The organism is Halomonas sp. ABH4_019, assembly GCF_056159885.1.
Genome location: NZ_JBSWWC010000003.1, coordinates 624,399 through 641,544 on the forward strand (window position 1 = coordinate 624,399; position 17,146 = coordinate 641,544).

The window sequence follows — 17,146 nt, forward strand, 5'->3', positions numbered from 1 at the left end:
ATGGCGGTCGCGGCTCAGCCTTCGACGACGGCCAGGATGTCGGATTCGCTCATGATCAGCACTTCTTCACCGTCGATCTTCTGCTTCTCGACGCCGAAGCCATCCTTGAAGATCACGGTGTCGCCGACCTTGACGTCGAGCGGACGCACGTCACCGCTGTCCAGAATCCGGCCGTTGCCGACGGCGAGAACCTCGCCACGAGTCGGCTTTTCCTGGGCGCTGCCCGGGAGCACGATGCCGCCTGCGGTTTTCTGCTCTTCTTCGACGCGACGGATGACGACGCGATCGTGCAAGGGACGGATGTTCATTGCTCACGTTCTCCTGATGGTTTGCTGTGCCGGGCGTCGCTGCCACGGCGGTTTCATCATCAACCCGCAGGCGAGGCCGCGGGGTGAAGGCGCCTGCCTTCCGTGTGGATGACCCCGGCGGGCCGGGGTCGAAGCTCGTTGCTGTCGGATAAGTGGGGCTGGCCAGTGGTCTTTCAAGCCCCCGTCCGAAAATTTTTTGCCGTTCAGCCGCGCCGTTCGTCGTGGGCGATGAAGTCGCCCTCCAGCGGCTGGCCGGCATCGTCCCGCGAGGACGTGCGCTGGCCCGGCTCATGGGATTCGCCGGCCTGCTGCCAGTCGGCGTCGCTGCCCTGGCGGGGGCGATAGCCGCCGGCCTGGACATGCACGCCCTGCAGACGCAGGCCGAGCTTGCCCAGCCCCTTGCCGAGCAGGCGGCGGGCGTCGGGAATCAGGCACATGAAGCCCAGGGCATCGGACAGGAAGCCGGGGGCCATGAGCAGGGCGCCGCCGAAGATCAGCGCGGCGCCGGTGAGCAACTCGCCGGAGGGCAGCTCGCCTCGGGCCATGCGCTCCTGGGCACGGGCGAAGGTGGCCATCCCCTCGCGACGGATCAGGTGCAGGCCCAGGAAACCGGTGGCCAGCACCAGGGCCAGGGTGGTCAGCAGCCCGATCTGGCTGCCGACGCTGAACAACAGGACGAAGTCGAGCAGGGCGAAGACGGTGAAGAGGGCAAGAAAGGGCATGGTGGCTCCGCGTTGACGATTACTCGGGAGATGGGGACATCCCCGGCGAAAATCAAGCCGGGCGGCGCCTCGACCAAAAGAGGATGTTGCAATGCAATAGACGGGGTAGGCTAATGGAGTACCTCCTGGCGTCAGCGGTTCCTGCGGCCGGCCGGCGAGGCCCATGACACCACCGACCGGAGACCTGACATGACACTTCAAGAACGCCTGATCGCCATCACCGGCGGCGCCCGTGGCCTGGGCCTGGCGATGGCCGAGCGCCTGGGTCGCGAGGGTGCGGCCCTGGCGTTGCTGGATCACGACGGCGAGAGCCTGGACGCCGCCGTGGGCCAATTGGCGGAGGCGGGCATCGCGGCGCGGGGCTTCGTCGTCGATGTGGCCGACGAGGCCTCGGTGGTCGCGGCCTTCGCGGCCGTCGTCGAGGCGATGGGGCCGCTGGATGGCCTGGTCAACAATGCCGGCATCGTACGCGACGGCCTGCTGGTCAAGGCCCGCGACGGCGAGGTCGCCGAGACGCTGTCGCTGGCGAGCTGGCAACGGGTCATCGACGTCAACCTGACCGGCGTCTTCCTGTGCGGCCGCGAGGCGGCCTCACGCATGATCGAGGCCGGTCGCCGCGGCGTGATCGTCAATATCTCCAGCGTGGTGCGCGAGGGCAACATCGGCCAGAGCAACTACGCGGCGGCCAAGGCCGGCGTCGCCTCGCTGACGGTGACCTGGGCCAGGGAGCTGGCGCGCCATGGCATTCGGGTGGGGGCGGTGGCCCCGGGCTTCATCGAGACCGAGATGACCGCGGCGCTGCGCGAGGACATGCGCGAGCGGATCACCGCCGGCATTCCGCTGGGCGCGATGGGCCAGCCCGGCGACATCGCCGAGAGCGTGGCGTTCATCTTCGCCAATGACTACTTTTCCGGACGGATCGTGGAGTGCGACGGCGGGCTCCGGGTCTAGCCCCGGGACCGGGCGAGTGGATCGTGCCATGGTCGCGGCCAGGCAGTGAGTGGTCGGGGGCGGGCTTCGTCCGTCACGGCCGCAAGCGGGCGGTGGCTCGATACCGGCTCGAGCCACCGCCCGCGCGTGTAACCTCGTCGAATCCGCTCAGTGGCCTAGAAGGTCACCTGGTCGGCGAGGCCCTCCACGGTGGCGTCGCCGATGCCGCTGACCCGGGCCAGGTCGCCGGCCGACTCGTACGGGCCATTGGCCTCGCGGTCCTCGACGATGGCGGCCGCCTTGGTCTCGCCGATGCCGGGGAGCTCGGCGAGCAGGGCGGCATCCGCGGTGTTGACGTTGATCGGGGTGGCCTCCTGGGCCAGGCTCGGGGCGGCGAGACCTAGCAGCATCAGCAGACACAGGACGGCAATGCCGTGCTGGTGATTTCTCTTCATGGGTGCTCCCTCCGTTGTTGGATTCTTGCTCACCGGGTGCCCTCACGGCACCTGCCTTCAAGCTAGATGTGGGCCGAGATCGGCCGTGTCCGCCGATGGCGATGCGTGTTTGCCGTGATCGCGGACGAGCCGGCGAGGAGATCCGCCGATGTGTCAGGGGGCATGGCTGATATACTGTGCGGGTCCATTTCGCTGCCAGGAGCCTGTCCGTGCCCACCCCGTCTCCCCTGATCATCGCTCTCGACTACGCCTCCCTGGATGCCGCCCTGTGCATGGCCGATCGACTGGACCCGTCGCGCTGCCGGGTCAAGGTGGGCAAGGAGCTGTTCACCCGTAGCGGCCCCGATGTGCTCGAGGCCCTGCACGGGCGCGGCTTCGAGGTGTTCCTGGACCTCAAGTTCCACGACATTCCCAATACCGTGGCCGGTGCCGTGCAGGCGGCCGCCGAGCAGGGCGTGTGGATGGTCAATGTCCATGCCGGCGGCGGTCGCCGCATGATGGAGGCGGCCAAGCAGCGGCTGGTCCAGAACGACCTGTCCACCCATCTGATCGCGGTCACGGTGTTGACCAGTATGGCGGACGAGGATCTGGCGGAAGTGGGTGTCGCCGCCACGCCCGCCGAGCAGGTCGAGCGTCTGGCAGTGCTGGCCCGTGACAGCGGCATGGACGGAGTGGTGTGCTCGGCTCAGGAAGCCGCACGGCTGCGCACGCTTTGCGGCGACGGCTTTCTCAAGGTGACGCCGGGGATTCGCCCGGCCACGGCGGAGGCCGGCGATCAGCGTCGGGTAATGACGCCGTCGGCGGCCATGGCCGCCGGCAGCTCGCATCTGGTGGTGGGGCGGCCGGTGACCCAGGCAGAAGATCCCATGTCGGCATTGGCCGCCATCGAGGCGGAGCTGGCGGCCGGCTGAGGGGACTATTCTCCCTCGATGCCGGTGATCGGCTTGGTGGTGCCCCAACTGCGACAGCGCGGGCACTGCCAGTGGAGGTGCTCGCCGCTGAACCCGCAGCGGCGACAGCGATGGCGGGGCAGGGCCTTGAGCAGGGTGTGGGTGTGGCGCTGCAGCAGTTCGATGCGCTGGTCGTCGCTGCCGCCTTCCTGGCGCTGGTAAAGGCCGATCAGGTAGTCCACCGCGCCGAGGCTGGGCGAGCGGTCGAGCTCGCGGGTCAGCAGTGCCAGTGCCGCCTGGGTATCGCCGTGGTGGCGTCGCAGGGTCTCGGCGAGCAGGATGATGATGCTGGTATAGGGCGCGATCTCGAGCAGCGATTCGAGGTGGCGGATCAGGCCCTGTTCGTCGTCGAGCAGCCGATAGGCACGGGCAAGGGGCTCGAGCAGGGTGGGAATGAAGGTCTTGTCCTGGTCGGGCACTCGCTGCAGCAGGCGGATCGCCTGACGATACTGGCCGGTGTCCAGGGCCATCTCGGCCAGCAGCAGGTTGGCGCGCACGCAGCGCCGATCGGTGGCCAGGGCCTGCTTGAGGTGGCGGCGCGCCAGCACCGGGCTCGCCGAGTGACGCTCCTGCTCGGCCAGCTCGCACAGCCAGTGGGCGGCGGCACGGCGCACATCGTCGCTCTCCTTGACCAGCGCGGGCTGGGCCACGTCGAGGGCCTGCTGATACTCACCCTCCCGCTCCAGCAGGTCGACCAGCAGGTGCCGGGCCGCCTGGCGATGCTCGTCGTTGTGGCTCTCCTTGACCAGGCCATGCAACAGCCGCTCGGCGCGATCGAGCAGGCCGAGCTGGAGGAAGTCCCGCGACAACTCCAGCTGCACCCGGTCGCTCTGCTCGACGCTGAGGGTAGGGCGGGCCAGCAGGTTCTGATGGATCTTCACCGCCCGATCGGCCTCGCCCCGTGAGCGGAACAGGTTGCCCAGGGCGATGTGGGTCTCGATGGTCTCGCTGTTGACCTCCAGGGCGCCGATGAAGGTCTCGATGGCGCGGTCCTGCTGATCGTTCAGTAGATAGTTCAGGCCCACGAAGTAATCGCGGACCAGGGGCGGAGAGGCGGCGGTATCGGAGGCCCGCCGTTCGCGGCGGCCCAGCCACCAACCGATGGCGACCGCTGCCAACAACAGGGCCAGCAGCAGAACATCGGGCATGCTCAGGGCAGTTCCTTCATCTCCTGGACTCGCAGCTTGTCGAGCTCCTTGCGCTGCTGCTGATTATGGCGTTGGGCACGAGTCAGCAGGGTGCGCAGCCGCAGGTAGACGCCGCTCATGGCCAGCATGCCTAGCAGCACGCCCACAGCCAGGGAGGCCAGCAGCCACACGGAGAGCGAGGCCGGGGGCAGTTCGATCCAGATCAGGTTGAGGGGCAAGGCCTGCTGGTTGTTGACGGCGAACAGAATGCCGACCAGCAGCACCACCAGCAGGATGACGGCCAGGATCAGGCCTTTTAGCCAACGCATGTAGGAATTCCCGTGTCGAGTGGAAGGAGGGGAGAGTCAGTAGCCGAGGGCGCGACTGGCGTCCACCTGTTCGCGCAGCTCCTTGCCGGGCTTGAAATGTGGCACGAACTTGCCGTCGAGTTCGACCGGCTCGCCGGTCTTGGGGTTGCGGCCGGTGCGCGGCTCGCGATAGTGCAGCGAGAAGCTGCCGAAGCCGCGGATCTCGACGCGCCCGCCGTCCGCCAGGGTGTCGGTGATGTCGTCGAGGATCATGCGCACGGCCGCCTCGACTTCCTTGACGGACAGCTCGGGCTGTCGCATGGCAATCTGTTCGATCAGTTCGGACTTGGTCATCGGCTCTCTCCGTGCTGTCCTGGCCTGGACCGTCGCGGCTCAGGGCGATCGTCCCTCAAAGCATACTGTGCAAATCTCGATAAAACAACGCACTAGACGGTTGACCCAGGAGGCATGCGGATGAAGGGGCGATGTGCAGCCGGGACTATCCCGGGGTCAGGGGGGCTCGGGTATACTGTGCCCACACTCATGCAATCGACGAGGCCGACCTTGAACGACGATTCGTCTGCGGCAGCCGCCCTTCGCAAACGCCTTTACTGGCATTCCCGCCGCGGCATGTGGGAGCTCGACCTGCTGCTGATTCCCTTCCTCGAGCAGCGTTACGATGACCTCGACGAGCGCGACCAGGCTGCCTACCGGAGCCTGATCGACGAAGAGGACCAGGATCTCTTCGCCTGGCTGATGCGCCGCGAATGGCCCGAGGAGCCCGAGCGCCGCCGCCTCGTCAAGATGATCGTCGAGCATGCCGAGACCACCGACAACGATCACTATCGTACCCTCTAGGGTGTCGCCGCTCGCCCAGGGCCTGACGGCCCTGGGCGTGCTGGGGTGGCTGGGCCTGCATGTGCCGGGCTGGACCGTCCTGCTCGCGACCCTGGTGCTGGCCGGCGTGCTGTTGGCCGTGCTGCGTCGCCGCCCCGCGGGGCAACTTCGCTGTGTGATGGCAGACGGCGTCGCGCCACGCTGGGACTGGCGCGAGGGCGAAGGGGGAGACTGGCGGGAGACGGTCCTGCGCTGCGACTATCTCGGCCCCTGGCTGATCGGGCTGCGGCTCGACGGATGTCGCCTGTGGCTATGGCCTGACAGCAGCGATGTCGAGTCGCTGCGCTGCCTGCGCAAGCTATTGGTGAGCCTGCCCTGAGGCCCCTGGCCGACACGATTTCTTTCCGCCGATTAAGGATATGGGGCTGTCGCCGGTATCGTGGCGGACGTTCTCGGCGTTGCCACCCCGCGCTGCCGGTATGCCGCCGTGGTGGGCGGGTGCCGGATGGGGTAAGCCCGCGTCAGGCCGGGGCGGCGTCGAGATCGCGTAGATGGATGCGCGACGCCCGGGGTGATGGGTCGCCATGCAGCGGGCAGTCGGGGTTGAAGTGCAGGCCGCGGGATTCCCGGCGAGCCCGGGCGCTGGCCACGGTCAGCCGTGCCAGGCGCAGGGCGTGCCACAGACGTGACGAGTCGACGCCAGGCGCGGCGTCGGCGAGTCGCGGTGCCACGCGATCGGCGAGGGCGGCGAGTCGCCGGGCGGCCTCGTCGAGGCCGGCATCGTGGCGCACGATGGCGACGCGAGCGCTCATGATCTCTCGCAGCTCGGCCATCAGCGCCGCGCATTCCTCGTCGGGCAGGCGCCGCCGGCCGATATGCCAGGGCGTGAGCGGGGCGGCGTCGAGCGATCGGGCATCGCGCAGGCGCCGGGCGCAACTGCGGGCGAAGGCCAGGCACTCCAGCAGCGAGTTGCTGGCCATGCGATTGGCGCCGTGCAGGCCAGTGCCGGCGACCTCGCCCACGGCATGGAGGCGCGGCACCGAGGTGGCGCCCTCGAGATCGGTGCTGACGCCGCCGCAGCTGTAGTGGGCCGCCGGCACCACCGGGATGGGCGCGGCGGCGATGTTGAGGCCGCGGGCCAGGCAGTGGGCATGGATGGTCGGGAAATGGTGGCGGATCGCCGCCTCGCCCAGATGGCGGATGTCCAGCCAGACATGATCGCGACCGCTGCGCTGCATTTCGGCGTCGATGGCGCGGGCCACCACGTCGCGGGGCGCCAGCTCGGCCCGCGGGTCGACCCCGGGCATGAAGCGTCGCCCCTCGGCATCGAGCAGATGGCCGCCTTCGCCGCGCACCGCCTCGCTGATCAGGAAGGGCGGGCCGTCCGGGTCGAACAGGCAGGTGGGGTGAAACTGCTGGAATTCCAGGTTCATCAGTTCGGCGCCGAGCTCGGCGGCCATCATCATGCCTTCCCCGCAGGCCGGGCCGGGGCTGGTAGTGTGGCGGAACAGCCCGCTGGCCCCGCCGGTGGCCAGTACGGTGTCCGCGGCCAGCAGCTCCCGGGGCTGGCCGCCCTCGTCGAGGCAGCGGGCGCCTCGGCACTGGCCGACCTGGTCGCCGATCAGGCCGACGGCGACCAGGTCGGTGCGCAGGCGGATCGCCGGATGGGCCTCGACGTCGCGGCGCAGGGTCTCGACCACGGCGCGGCCGGTGGCGTCGTCGGCATGGATGATGCGCCGCGCCCCGTGGCCGCCTTCCCGGGTCAGGTGGTAGGGATAGCCGGCGTCCGGATCGGGATCCGGGGTGAACGGCACGCCCCGCGACAGCAGCCAGGCGATGGCCGCCGGGCCTTGTTCTACCGTGAAGCGCACCGCCGCCTCATCGCACAGGCCGTCGCCGGCGACCAGGGTGTCGGCCACGTGGGCCTCGATGTCGTCGTCCGGCGAGAGGACGGCGGCGATACCGCCCTGGGCCCAGCGGCTGGCGCCGAGGCCGTCGCGGGCCGGCTGCAGCAGGGTCACGGGGCGCCGTTCGGCGACTTCCAGGGCCAGCACCAGGCCGGCGATACCGCCGCCGATGATCAGCACGTCTCGCTTGGCATCGCTCATTCGGACCGTCCTTGCCGGGGTGACTCCGTCGTCTCGTGGGTGTCATGCGGGGCGAGCAGGCCATGCCGCCTGGCACCCTTGCGCAGGCGTCGGCTGGGCAGGCGCTCCAGGCCGCCCAGCCGTTCGATCAGCTCGCCGGTCAGGCGGGCCAGTTCGCGATTCAGCCACAGGTAGCCGCTGGGGCTGAACAGCCGCCGGCCATCCTCGCCGTGGGCGTCGACCGCCAGATCGGCGTGGCGCTGCAGGTCGAAGGCGTCGAGGTCGACGTCGATGGGGCGGCCAGTGCGCACCTGAAAGGCCAGGGTGCCGATGGCGCGAGCCAGGCTGTGCTGCTGGTCGCGCAGGCCGTCCATGGCGTCGATGCGCTCGTGGCCGGCCCGGGTGTTCCAGTGGGTCTCGAGCAGCAGCTCGATGGTCGAGAACATGCGTCGCTGCAGCGAGATGAGGTCGTCCTGTTCGCCCCGGGTCAGGCGGTGCTCGCGGTGGATGGCGTCGACCAGGCCGCGCTGCTTGACCAGCAGCTTGCTGCAGGCCTTGAGCAGGCTCCGGGTGTCCAGGTCGGGGGGCGCGCTGGCCGACGTATGGGCATGGTAGAGCCGCGCCATATGGTCCAGGTGGTCGGCCATCGCGAAGCGCAGCAGGTCGGTGGCCTTGTGGGGCAGCACCAGCACGGTGACGCCGATGCCGATCAGCGTGCCCAGCAGCACGTTCAGGCCGCGCCACAGGGCCACGTCCAGCTCCGGGGTGCCGCCGCCGACCACCAGCAGCAGGCTGATGGCGAACATCAGGCCGCCGTAGCCGTAGCGCTTGGCGAAGGTGGCCCAGGTGGCCGCGGCGATGCCGGCCAGGGTGCCGAGGGGCAGCAGGCCGTGCCAGGGCAAGGGAACGACGATCAGCAGCAGGCCCCAGAGGGCGCCCAGCAGGGTGCCGAGCAGGCGCTGGCGGCCCTTGTCGAGCACGCCGCCGATATGCGGCAGGTTGCCCATCACCATGACGGTGCTGACCAGCGCCCAGCCACGATGGGGAATCTCGAAGGGTTCAGTGATCGCATAGGTGACGACCAGCGCCAGAACGACGCGTATCACATGCAGGATGCGGCGGTGCTGATTGGTGAAGTAGGGGTCGCGGAGCAGGCGCGCCAGCTTCATGGGGGAGGTACCGTTGACGGGTCAGCCCATGGTGGGTCAGGAAGTCATGGTGCCCGGAGCCGGGCTCGAACCGGCACGGTGTTGCCACCGAGGGATTTTAAGTCCCTTGCGTCTACCAATTTCGCCATCCGGGCGGGGTTCGAGCGGGCAGCTGAAGAAATGATGGAGGCTGGAGTCGGAATCGAACCGGCGTACACGGAGTTGCAGTCCGCTGCATAACCACTCTGCCATCCAGCCTCAAGAGTCAAGCCATTCGTCTGTTGAATGGAGCGGGAAACGAGATTTGATCGGACCGGCGCACCGGCTCGCGACTCTCGTGTCGCACGCATTGACTCCACTTGAGTCAGCGCTTCTCGTAGAGAAGCTGGAGCGGGAAACGAGATTCGAACTCGCGACCCTCGCCTTGGCAAGGCGATGCTCTACCACTGAGCTATTCCCGCCTGACTCGAGGGTGTATTATACGGATAAGTCGGTGACTGTCAAATGCTTTTCGGAATCACCCTACATGGAGTCGCTGAGATGGGGCCAGGCGGCGCGCAGGTACTGGATCATCGACCACAGGGTCAGCAGGGCCGCGGCGTAGAGGGTGACCACGCCCAGCGCGGCCACCGGCGTGCCGGGCGTGAAGGCCAGCAACAGCAGCAGGGCGACCATCTGCAGGGTGGTCTTCACCTTGCCGATCCACGACACCGCGACCTTGCCACGCTTGCCCATCTCGGCCATCCATTCGCGCAGTGCCGAGATGACGATCTCGCGGCCGATGATCACCAGCGCCGGGAGCGTCAGCCAGCTGGCATCATAGCGCTCGATGAGCAGGGCCAGGGCGACGGCCACCATCAGCTTGTCGGCCACCGGGTCGAGGAAGGCGCCGAAGGGCGTCGACTGGTCCCAGCGGCGGGCCAGGTAGCCGTCCAGCCAGTCGGTCACCGAGGCCAGGGCGAACAGCCCCGCGGCGACCGGCATGCTCCACGAGAAGGGCAGGTAGAACAGCACCACCAGCAGCGGGATGAAGACGATTCTGGCCAGGGTCAGGAGGTTGGGGATGTTCATCGAAGCTGCGGTCCTTGCCTGAGGAGAGAGATGCCGAGTATCGGGCCATTCTATCCGCCTCGGCTGCGCTCATCCATGCAGGGCGCGATGAATCGTCTCCGCCGCGGGCAGAGGGACGCTGACACCCGGCCCCCGGGCAGGCGTCCTGCGATCCCTTTCGGTGCTGCTTATCCGTGCGGGACGCGACAAATCGTCTCCGCCGGGTGCTAGGGACGCTGATGCCCGGCACCCGGGCAGGCGTCTTGTGGTCCCTTTCGGTGCTGCTTATCCGTGCGGGACGCGACAAATCGTCTCCGCCGGGTGCAAGGGGCGCTGATGCCCGTCCCCCGGGCAGGCGTCTTGCGATCCCTTTCGGCGCTGCTTATCCGTGCGGGACGCGACAAATCGTCTCCGCCGGGTGTAAGGGACGCTGATGCCCGGCACCCGGGCAGGCGTCTTGCGGTCCCTTTCGGCGCTGCTTATCCGTGCAAGGCGCGATGAATCGTATCCGCCAGAGTGGCGCTGATGCCCGGCACCCGGGCGAGTTCCTCGCGGCTGGCCTGGCGTACGCCGTGCAGGCCGCCGAAGAAACGGAGCAGTTCCCGGCGGCGACGAGGGCCGACGCCGGGGATGTCCTGCAGGGTGGAGGTGCGTCGGGCCTTGTCGCGGCGCGCCCGGTGGCCGGCGATGGCGAAGCGGTGGGACTCGTCGCGAATGTGCTGCAACAGATGCAGGGCGGGGGAGGCGCTGTCGAGATCCAGGGTGCGGTCCACGGTCTCCAGGTAGAGGGTCTCCAGCCCGGCCTTGCGGGTGCTGCCCTTGGCGACGCCCAGCAGCAGTACACCCTCCACGTTCAGTTCGGCGAACACCTCGCGGGCCATGTTGAGCTGGCCCTTGCCACCATCGACCACCAGGATGTCCGGCCGCTGGCCCTCGCCGTCGGCCAGTCGCCGAAAGCGGCGGGTCAGGGCCTGGCGCATGGCGGCGTAGTCGTCGCCGGGTTCGATGCCCTCGATGTTGAAGCGGCGATAGTCGGACTTGCGGGGGCCGTCGGCGTCGAACACCACGCAGGAGGCCACGGTGGCTTCCCCCTGGCTGTGGCTGATGTCGAAGCATTCCAGCCGTGCCGGCACGCGGTCCAGCCCCAGGACCTCGCGCAGCCCCTCGAAACGCTTGGCCAGTTGGGTCTGGCTGGCCAGCTGGCCGGCCAACTGCTGCTCGGCGTTGGTGCGCGCCAGCTCCTGCCACTGGGCCCGGTGGCTGCGGACCTGGTCGGTGACGCGGATGCGCTTGCCGGCCTGCTCGCCCAGGGCACTGGCCAGCAGTTCGGCGTCGGGGAGGGGGTGGCTGGTGATCACCTCGGCGGGGATCTCGCGTGCCTGGCCGAGGTAGAACTGGCTGACGAACTCGCCGAGCAGGGCCTCGGGGCCGAGGTCCAGGCCGTTGCTCGGCTGGTGGTGGCGAGCGCCCAGCAGTCGGCCCTGGCGCACCGTGAGCACCGAGATGCACAGCGCGCCGGGGCGCGAGGCCAGTGCGAAGACATCGGCGTCGCCGCCGCCGGTATCGACGAACTGACGCTGCTGGAGCTGGCGCAATTGCTGGATCTGGTCGCGCAGCCGGGCGGCCTCCTCGAACTCGAGGGCCTGGCTGGCCGCTTCCATGTCGCGGGTCAGCTCGCGGGTCACCGCTTCGCTCTTGCCCTCCAGGCACTGGATGGCATGCTCCAGGTCGCGGCGGTAGTCGGTTTCGTCGATCAGGCCCACGCAGGGCGCGCTGCAGCGGCCGATCTGGTGCTGCAGGCAAGGGCGGGTGCGGTGGGCGAAGACGCTGTCTTCGCAGTTGCGAATGCGGAAGATCTTCTGCATCAGCGACAGGCTTTCGCGCACCGCGCCGCTGCTGGGGTAGGGGCCCAGGTAGCGGCCGTCGTCGTGGCGTCTGCGGGCGCGCTTGTATTCCAGCGCCGGGAAGGGATGGCGGTCGGTGACGAAGACGAAGGGGTAGGACTTGTCGTCGCGCAGCAGGATGTTGTAGGGCGGGCGCTGTTGCTTGATCAGCGTCTGCTCGAGCAGCAGGGCCTCGGTCTCGCTGTTCGTGACCGTGACCTGGATATCGGCGATGCGCCCGACCAGCGCCTGGGTCTTGGCGTTCAGCGCGCCCCGGAAATAGCTGGCCAGCCGCGCCTTGAGACGGCGTGCCTTGCCGACATAGAGCGTCTCGCCGCTCTCGTCGAGCATGCGGTAGACGCCCGGGGCCTGGGTGACGGTGGCGAGGAAGTGACGCGGATCGAAACTCATCGGGCGGCGGTATGACGAGGATGAGGGCTCATCCTATCAGACTCGCCGCCGGGCGAGTCATTCCGCTTCGCTGAAGCCGTCGACCAGGCCGTGACGCAGCCCCAGGTGGGTCAGTTCGACGTCGGAATGCACGTCGAGCTTCTCGAAGATGCGATAGCGGTAGGTATTGACGGTCTTGGGGCTCAGGAACATGCGGTCGGCGATATCGGCCACCTTCTGGCAGTTGACGATCATCATCGCCACCTGCAGCTCGCGCTGGGAGAGCTGGTCGAAGGGGTTGTCGCTGGCGTCGATGCGCGACAGCACCAGGCGCTGGGCGATCTCGGGGCTGACATAGCGTTGCCCGGCGAAGACGCTGCGCACCGCGGTGACCATCTCGTCGTGCTGGGAGCCCTTGCTGATAAAGCCGTGGGCACCGGCATCGAGCAGCCGCTGGGCGAAGGTTTCCTCGAGGAAGGCCGTCAGTACCAGGATGCGGATGTCATGACTGTAGCGATGAATCTTGCGGGTAGCTTCCAGCCCGCCGATACCCGGCATGCGGATGTCCATCAGCACGATGTCGGGCTTGAGTTCACGGGCCAGGCGGATGGCTTCCTCGCCATCCGCTGCCTCGCCCACGATGGTGATGTCGGGCTCGTCATCGAGCAGGTGGGCGATGCTGGTCCTTACCAGGTGGTGATCGTCGGCAACGAGAACCCTGATCAAGGCAGGTGCTCCTGAAAAATATGGTGTTGAATGACGTCTGGCGCCGAGGTTCGGCGATGCTGATATAACGCTCAGACTCTAGCGTGGCACAACATCACCCTAAGGGGAATTGGTGTCAATCGATGACATGATTTTTCTCGAAAAAGGATTGACTGTTCGCGCGCATGGCCGTAATATTCGCCACGTTCTCGCGGCGTAGAGCGGCGAGCGACAGTGTGGGGCCTTAGCTCAGCTGGGAGAGCGCAACACTGGCAGTGTTGAGGTCAGCGGTTCGATCCCGCTAGGCTCCACCAAGCGAATATCGCAGAATCGCCCGATGCCGCCATGGCCTCGGGCGATTCTTGTTTTCTGGACCTCGCCTACACACCAAGCCCTTGACGGGAAAGGCCGTTCAAAGTAGTATATGCACCGTTCTCGCGGCGCAACGCGGCGAGGAACAGCGTGGGGCCTTAGCTCAGCTGGGAGAGCGCAACACTGGCAGTGTTGAGGTCAGCGGTTCGATCCCGCTAGGCTCCACCAACCGAATCCGCAAGAGCCGCCCGGTACCTTTTGGTGTCGGGCGGCTTTTTTTCTGCCTCTGTTTCTCCATTTTCTCTACCCGCGCGATCGGCTGGCGTCAGCGAGGCTTCGATGGCCCGTTGCCGCAAGCATCAATCGCGGTCGATGGCGAAAGGTCCCCAGGCCTGGCGCACGGGCATCACGTCCATCCGGTTGATGTTGATATGTGCCGGCAGGGTCGCGACGTAGAAGATCTGCTCGGCGATGTCCTCGGCGGACAGCGGCGTGGTGCCCTGATAAAGCGCGTCGTGGGCGTCCTGGTTGCCGCCGGTGCGCACCAGGGTGAACTCGGTCTCGGCCAGGCCCGGGGCCACGTCGGTCACCCGCACGCCGGTGCCCAGCAGGTCGCAGCGCAGGTTGTAGCTGAACTGGCGAACGAAGGCCTTGGTGGCGCCGTAGACGTGGTTGCCGGGATAGGGCGTGTCGGCGGCCACCGACCCGACGTTGATGATGCTGGTGCCGGCGCCTTGCTCGATCAGCGTCGGCAGCAGCGCATGGGTAACGTTGACCAGGCCGCGCACGTTGGTGTCGATCATGGTGTGCCAGTCGGCGAGGTCGACCCGCTGGGCGGGCTCGGGGGCCAGCGCCAGGCCGGCGTTGTTGACCAGGCATGTCACACCGGCGAAGCCGGCGGGCAGGGCGTCGACCAGGGCCTTCACCGCGGCGTCGTCGCGCACGTCGAGCACCGCCGTGTGCACCGCTACCTGGTCCTTCAAGGCATCGTGGAGCTCGTCGAGGCGATCCTGTCGACGGCCGGAGAGCACCAGCGACCAGCCGGCCTCGGCGAAGCGATGGGCGCAGGCGCGTCCGAACCCCGAGGTGGCGCCGGTGATGAAGGCGATGCGATTCATGGCAGGCTCCTTTGCGTCATGGCGTCGATGAAAGGGGCAGCATACCGCGCGTCGGGCATCGTGACATAACGGGACGGGCGGCGCCGTCGCTGCGGCGCCGCCCGTCGATGCCCGCGTTCGGGCCGGCCCGGCGTCGGGCGTCAGTCCTGCAGTGCCGCCATCAGGCAGCGGGCGACCGGCTCGGAGGAGGGCGGATTCTGCCCGGTGATCAGCCGTCCGTCCTGGCGGGTGTAGGGCGCGAAGTCGTCGGCCTTGGTGTAGCGGCCGCCCCTGGCGATCAGGGCATCCTCGACCAGATGCGGCACGATGTCGGTCAGGCCCACGGCGGCCTCCTCACCGTTGGTGAAGCCGGTGACCTCGCGGCCCTCGACCAGCGGCCGGCCGTTCTCGTCCCGGGCGTTGACCAGCACGATCGGCGCGTGGCAGACCGCGGAGACCGGCTTGCCCTGGGCCCAGAAGGCCTCGATGAGGCGCAGCGAGTCGGCGTCGTCGACCAGGTCCCAGAGCGGGCCATGGCCGCCGGGGTAGAAGACGGCGTCATAGTCGTCGGCGTTGATGTCCGCCAGCCGATGGGTCGCGGCGAGTCGGGCCTTGGCCTCCGGGTCCTGCTGGAAGCGCCGGGTGGCCTCGGTCTGGCTGTCCTCGGCGTCGCTCTTGGGGTCCAGCGGCGGCTGGCCGCCCTTCGGCGAGGCGAGGGTCAGCTCGGCCCCGGCGTCCTGGAAGACGTAGTAGGGCGCGGCCAGCTCCTCGAGCCAGAAGCTGGTCTTCTCGCCGGTGTCGCCGAGGCGGTCGTGGGAGGTCAGCACGATCAGAATACGGGGTGTCATCGAAGCGTCTCCTGATGGGCGGGCCCGTCGCATCGGGCCCGGTGAGTTAGGTCAGCCTGGATGGTATCGCACCGCGGGTAAAGCGGGCTCAGTCCCAGGCCGGCGCGAAGTCCGGATCGGCGATGCGCTCGCCGCGCTCGAGCTCGGCGATGGCCCGCATCTCGTCGTCGTCCAGGGTCAGGTCGAAGGCCGCCAGGTTGCTGCGGATGTTCTTGGCCTTGGTCGATGACGGGAAGGTCACGATGTCCTGGGCCTTCAGCCAGGCCAGGGCGACCTGCGCCGGGCTGGCGTCGTGGGCCTCGGCAATGCGCTGCAGGGTGTCGTCCTGCATGACCTTGCCGACGGCCAGCGGCATGAAGGCGGTCACCGCGATGCCATGCTCCTGGCATTTCTCGATCACCGCGCGGTTCTGCAGGAAGGGGTGCACCTCGATCTGGTTGGTGAGCAGGGCGCCCTCGCCGAGGATCTCGACGGCGTGATCGAGTTGTGCCCGGGTGAAGTTCGAGACCCCGATGTGACGGGTCTTGCCGGCCTGCTGGACCTCGCGCAGGGCGGGCAGATAATCGGCCATGGCCACCTCGTCGTTCGGCGATGGCCAGTGGATCAGCAGCAGATCGACATAGTCGGTGCCCAGCCGTTCCAGGCTCTCGTCGACGCTCTTCTCGAGATCACCCGGCGTCAGCCGGTCGTACCAGACCTTGGTGGTCAGGAAGATCTCGTCGCGGGGCACGTCGCTCTCGGCGATCGCGGCGCCGACCTCGGCCTCGTTGCCGTAGATCTGGGCGGTGTCGATATGACGATAGCCGGCGTCCAGGGCTGTCAGCACGCTCTGGCGCAGGGTATCGCCCTCGAGCCGGAAGGTGCCGAAACCGGGGTTGGGCAGCGTGGTGGTCGTCATGTTCGCTCCTTGTGTCGTGGATCCTTGGATGATGGAGGCGCGTGTCGTCGGATTCAGGCGCCGGTCGCGGCGGCGTCGACGAACACCCGTTCCAGGTGCGCCCGGTACTCGTCCCGATGGGTATCGATGTCCGGCGCCTTGATCACGTCGTTGGCCAGGTAGGTCGGCAGGGCGCTCATGCCGAGGAATTCCATGGCCTTGTGCAGGGGGAAGTAGACACCGTCGACGCCGCGCCCCTCGAAGAAGTTGCCCGCCTCGTCGAACGCCTCGCGCGGCGCATTCCAGGTCAGCGACAGCAGGTAGTGCTTGCCCTGCAGCAGCCCCCCGCTGCCGTACTGGCGGCTGGGATCGTGGCGCGAGCGACCGTCGCTGGCGTACAGGCTGCCATGGCCCTGGGTGAGCACCTCGTCCAGGTAACGCTTGACGGTCCAGGGCGTGCCCATCCACCAGCCGGGCATCTGCAGGATGATGGCGTCGGCCCAGAGCCATTTCTCGACCTCGGCCTCGGCGTCATAGCCGTCGTCGATGCGGGTCTCACGCAGTTGATGGCCCTGTTCGGCCAGGGTGCCGCGAGCCGTTTCGTGCAGGGTGTCATTGTAGCGGCCGCCGGAATGGGCAAAGGCCTTGGCGCCGTTGAGAAGCAGAATATTCATGGAGTCCATTAAGTGGCTAATGAGTTACGTGCCCACGAGGTGTGGGCGGTAGCGATGGCCTTCAATAGGCGTCCAGCGCAAAACACTTTCTCGCTGGCCGCAACGGTGAGCCTCAGGCCGGGTCCATCAGGCGAATGTCGCGATCGAGGATCAGCCCCTCGGTGTCTTCGCGGAAACGCGCCATATGGGCGGTCGCGAGGTGGTCCTCGAGGGCCTGGCGGGAGGTCCAGGCCTCGATGACGGTGACGGTATCGACCCGCGGCCGATCGTCGGGGGCCAGTCCATGCGGATGATCGCCGACGGGTTGGTAGAGATGGCAGCCCGCTTCCCGTCGCACGGTCGGTGCGACCTCGCGCAGGGCGTTCAAGACCTCCCGGTCGCGCCCGGGCGCGGTGGTGAGGGTGGCGATGATCCATAGCATGGCGATGGTCTCCTGAA

General features: G+C 67.9%; 19 protein-coding genes, 5 tRNA genes and 1 pseudogene. 6 read left to right on the plus strand and 19 right to left on the minus strand.

What is annotated here, in order from left to right; translation table 11 throughout:
* Nucleotides 1-14 precede the first annotated feature (14 nt).
* On the minus strand, nt 15-308 hold the full coding sequence (locus ACXAFN_RS15280) for a co-chaperone GroES (protein WP_035595572.1): 294 nt from the start codon (nt 306-308) through the stop codon (nt 15-17).
* Between the two features lie 203 nt (nt 309-511).
* Nucleotides 512-1,030 carry an FxsA family protein gene (locus ACXAFN_RS15285; RefSeq protein WP_474989980.1) on the minus strand — a complete coding sequence of 173 codons (519 nt, stop codon included), beginning with the start codon at nt 1,028-1,030 and terminating at the stop codon, nt 512-514.
* 189 nt (nt 1,031-1,219) lie between these two features.
* On the opposite strand from ACXAFN_RS15285, the gene ACXAFN_RS15290 reads away from it, so the two are divergent.
* Nucleotides 1,220-1,981, plus strand: coding sequence for an SDR family NAD(P)-dependent oxidoreductase (locus ACXAFN_RS15290; protein ID WP_474989982.1), 762 nt, complete (start codon nt 1,220-1,222; stop codon nt 1,979-1,981).
* A gap of 155 nt (nt 1,982-2,136) precedes the next feature.
* Here the strand turns inward: ACXAFN_RS15290 and ACXAFN_RS15295 are convergent, their stop codons facing one another.
* Nucleotides 2,137-2,415, minus strand: coding sequence for a ComEA family DNA-binding protein (locus tag ACXAFN_RS15295; RefSeq protein ID WP_474989984.1), 279 nt, complete (start codon nt 2,413-2,415; stop codon nt 2,137-2,139).
* Between the two features lie 209 nt (nt 2,416-2,624).
* Here ACXAFN_RS15295 and pyrF point away from each other — a divergent pair, with 209 nt between their 5' ends.
* Nucleotides 2,625-3,326, plus strand: a complete 702-nt coding sequence (gene pyrF, locus ACXAFN_RS15300) for an orotidine-5'-phosphate decarboxylase (RefSeq protein WP_474989986.1) — start codon at nt 2,625-2,627, stop codon at nt 3,324-3,326.
* A gap of 5 nt (nt 3,327-3,331) precedes the next feature.
* On the opposite strand, the gene lapB is transcribed toward pyrF, so the two are convergent.
* The 3 genes and pseudogenes from lapB to ACXAFN_RS15315 all read right to left on the minus strand — a co-directional run.
* Nucleotides 3,332-4,513: a lipopolysaccharide assembly protein LapB gene (gene lapB / locus ACXAFN_RS15305; protein ID WP_474989988.1), complete on the minus strand. Its 1,182-nt coding sequence runs from the start codon at nt 4,511-4,513 to the stop codon at nt 3,332-3,334.
* Between the two features lie 2 nt (nt 4,514-4,515).
* Nucleotides 4,516-4,821 (minus strand): LapA family protein, encoded by a 306-nt coding sequence (locus ACXAFN_RS15310; RefSeq protein ID WP_309651697.1) that lies wholly within the window; start codon nt 4,819-4,821, stop codon nt 4,516-4,518.
* A 36-nt stretch (nt 4,822-4,857) separates the two neighbouring features.
* Nucleotides 4,858-5,172 (minus strand): annotated as a pseudogene (locus ACXAFN_RS15315) (integration host factor subunit beta); the annotation flags it as partial.
* Nucleotides 5,173-5,364: 192 nt separating this feature from the next.
* Between ACXAFN_RS15315 and ACXAFN_RS15320 the strand changes: the two are divergent.
* The gene (locus tag ACXAFN_RS15320; protein WP_474989990.1) at nt 5,365-5,658 is read left to right on the plus strand and encodes an FAD assembly factor SdhE; all 294 of its coding nucleotides are present in this window, start codon (nt 5,365-5,367) and stop codon (nt 5,656-5,658) included.
* Nucleotide 5,659: 1 nt separating this feature from the next.
* Nucleotides 5,660-6,016, plus strand: a complete 357-nt coding sequence (locus ACXAFN_RS15325; protein WP_474989992.1) for a hypothetical protein — start codon at nt 5,660-5,662, stop codon at nt 6,014-6,016.
* Between the two features lie 142 nt (nt 6,017-6,158).
* On the opposite strand, the gene nadB is transcribed toward ACXAFN_RS15325, so the two are convergent.
* The 8 genes from nadB to uvrY form a co-directional block, all read right to left on the minus strand.
* On the minus strand, nt 6,159-7,745 hold the full coding sequence (gene nadB, locus ACXAFN_RS15330; RefSeq protein WP_474989994.1) for an L-aspartate oxidase: 1,587 nt from the start codon (nt 7,743-7,745) through the stop codon (nt 6,159-6,161).
* Nucleotides 7,742-8,893, minus strand: coding sequence for an FUSC family protein (locus ACXAFN_RS15335; protein WP_474989996.1), 1,152 nt, complete (start codon nt 8,891-8,893; stop codon nt 7,742-7,744). Before ACXAFN_RS15335 ends, nadB begins: the two co-directional genes overlap by 4 nt.
* 47 nt (nt 8,894-8,940) lie before the next feature.
* Nucleotides 8,941-9,027 (minus strand) — tRNA-Leu (locus tag ACXAFN_RS15340).
* Nucleotides 9,028-9,056: 29 nt separating this feature from the next.
* Nucleotides 9,057-9,130 (minus strand) — tRNA-Cys (locus ACXAFN_RS15345).
* 128 nt (nt 9,131-9,258) lie between these two features.
* Nucleotides 9,259-9,333: transfer RNA gene (locus ACXAFN_RS15350), tRNA-Gly, on the minus strand.
* A 61-nt stretch (nt 9,334-9,394) separates the two neighbouring features.
* Entirely contained in the window at nt 9,395-9,943 is a 549-nt protein-coding gene (gene pgsA / locus ACXAFN_RS15355; protein ID WP_474989998.1) for a CDP-diacylglycerol--glycerol-3-phosphate 3-phosphatidyltransferase, read from the minus strand.
* A gap of 458 nt (nt 9,944-10,401) precedes the next feature.
* A complete protein-coding gene (uvrC, locus tag ACXAFN_RS15360) occupies nt 10,402-12,216 on the minus strand; it encodes an excinuclease ABC subunit UvrC (protein ID WP_474990000.1) in 1,815 nt (604 codons plus the stop codon).
* A 57-nt stretch (nt 12,217-12,273) separates the two neighbouring features.
* Entirely contained in the window at nt 12,274-12,921 is a 648-nt protein-coding gene (gene uvrY, locus ACXAFN_RS15365) for a UvrY/SirA/GacA family response regulator transcription factor (protein ID WP_474990002.1), read from the minus strand.
* A gap of 217 nt (nt 12,922-13,138) precedes the next feature.
* Between uvrY and ACXAFN_RS15370 the strand changes: the two genes are divergently transcribed.
* Together ACXAFN_RS15370 and ACXAFN_RS15375 are read left to right on the plus strand one after the other, a co-directional pair.
* Nucleotides 13,139-13,214, plus strand: a tRNA-Ala gene (locus ACXAFN_RS15370).
* Nucleotides 13,215-13,364: 150 nt separating this feature from the next.
* Nucleotides 13,365-13,440: transfer RNA gene (locus ACXAFN_RS15375), tRNA-Ala, on the plus strand.
* Nucleotides 13,441-13,571: 131 nt separating this feature from the next.
* On the opposite strand, the gene ACXAFN_RS15380 is transcribed toward ACXAFN_RS15375, so the two are convergent.
* From ACXAFN_RS15380 to ACXAFN_RS15400, 5 genes are all read right to left on the minus strand, one after another.
* A complete protein-coding gene (locus ACXAFN_RS15380) occupies nt 13,572-14,330 on the minus strand; it encodes an SDR family NAD(P)-dependent oxidoreductase (protein ID WP_474990004.1) in 759 nt (252 codons plus the stop codon).
* A 140-nt stretch (nt 14,331-14,470) separates the two neighbouring features.
* Nucleotides 14,471-15,157: a type 1 glutamine amidotransferase domain-containing protein gene (locus tag ACXAFN_RS15385; RefSeq protein WP_474990006.1), complete on the minus strand. Its 687-nt coding sequence runs from the start codon at nt 15,155-15,157 to the stop codon at nt 14,471-14,473.
* 88 nt (nt 15,158-15,245) lie between these two features.
* Nucleotides 15,246-16,055 (minus strand): 2,5-didehydrogluconate reductase DkgB, encoded by an 810-nt coding sequence (dkgB, locus tag ACXAFN_RS15390; protein WP_474990008.1) that lies wholly within the window; start codon nt 16,053-16,055, stop codon nt 15,246-15,248.
* A gap of 53 nt (nt 16,056-16,108) precedes the next feature.
* Entirely contained in the window at nt 16,109-16,708 is a 600-nt protein-coding gene (locus tag ACXAFN_RS15395) for an NAD(P)H-dependent oxidoreductase (protein WP_474990010.1), read from the minus strand.
* Between the two features lie 112 nt (nt 16,709-16,820).
* On the minus strand, nt 16,821-17,129 hold the full coding sequence (locus ACXAFN_RS15400; protein WP_474990012.1) for a putative quinol monooxygenase: 309 nt from the start codon (nt 17,127-17,129) through the stop codon (nt 16,821-16,823).
* Between the last annotated feature and the right edge of the window lie 17 nt (nt 17,130-17,146).

What these genes read in the sequence shown, in the direction of transcription:
- ACXAFN_RS15280 (WP_035595572.1), bottom strand. Translation starts at nt 308, where the DNA reads ATGAACATCCGTCCCTTGCACGATCGCGTCGTCATCCGTCGCGTCGAA.
- ACXAFN_RS15285 (WP_474989980.1), bottom strand. Translation starts at nt 1,030, where the DNA reads ATGCCCTTTCTTGCCCTCTTCACCGTCTTCGCCCTGCTCGACTTCGTC.
- ACXAFN_RS15290 (WP_474989982.1), top strand. Translation starts at nt 1,220, where the DNA reads ATGACACTTCAAGAACGCCTGATCGCCATCACCGGCGGCGCCCGTGGC.
- ACXAFN_RS15295 (WP_474989984.1), bottom strand. Translation starts at nt 2,415, where the DNA reads ATGAAGAGAAATCACCAGCACGGCATTGCCGTCCTGTGTCTGCTGATG.
- lapB (WP_474989988.1), bottom strand. Translation starts at nt 4,513, where the DNA reads ATGCCCGATGTTCTGCTGCTGGCCCTGTTGTTGGCAGCGGTCGCCATC.
- ACXAFN_RS15310 (WP_309651697.1), bottom strand. Translation starts at nt 4,821, where the DNA reads ATGCGTTGGCTAAAAGGCCTGATCCTGGCCGTCATCCTGCTGGTGGTG.
- nadB (WP_474989994.1), bottom strand. Translation starts at nt 7,745, where the DNA reads ATGAGCGATGCCAAGCGAGACGTGCTGATCATCGGCGGCGGTATCGCC.
- ACXAFN_RS15335 (WP_474989996.1), bottom strand. Translation starts at nt 8,893, where the DNA reads ATGAAGCTGGCGCGCCTGCTCCGCGACCCCTACTTCACCAATCAGCAC.
- pgsA (WP_474989998.1), bottom strand. Translation starts at nt 9,943, where the DNA reads ATGAACATCCCCAACCTCCTGACCCTGGCCAGAATCGTCTTCATCCCG.
- uvrC (WP_474990000.1), bottom strand. Translation starts at nt 12,216, where the DNA reads ATGAGTTTCGATCCGCGTCACTTCCTCGCCACCGTCACCCAGGCCCCG.
- ACXAFN_RS15380 (WP_474990004.1), bottom strand. Translation starts at nt 14,330, where the DNA reads ATGAATCGCATCGCCTTCATCACCGGCGCCACCTCGGGGTTCGGACGC.
- ACXAFN_RS15385 (WP_474990006.1), bottom strand. Translation starts at nt 15,157, where the DNA reads ATGACACCCCGTATTCTGATCGTGCTGACCTCCCACGACCGCCTCGGC.
- dkgB (WP_474990008.1), bottom strand. Translation starts at nt 16,055, where the DNA reads ATGACGACCACCACGCTGCCCAACCCCGGTTTCGGCACCTTCCGGCTC.
- ACXAFN_RS15395 (WP_474990010.1), bottom strand. Translation starts at nt 16,708, where the DNA reads ATGAATATTCTGCTTCTCAACGGCGCCAAGGCCTTTGCCCATTCCGGC.
- ACXAFN_RS15400 (WP_474990012.1), bottom strand. Translation starts at nt 17,129, where the DNA reads ATGCTATGGATCATCGCCACCCTCACCACCGCGCCCGGGCGCGACCGG.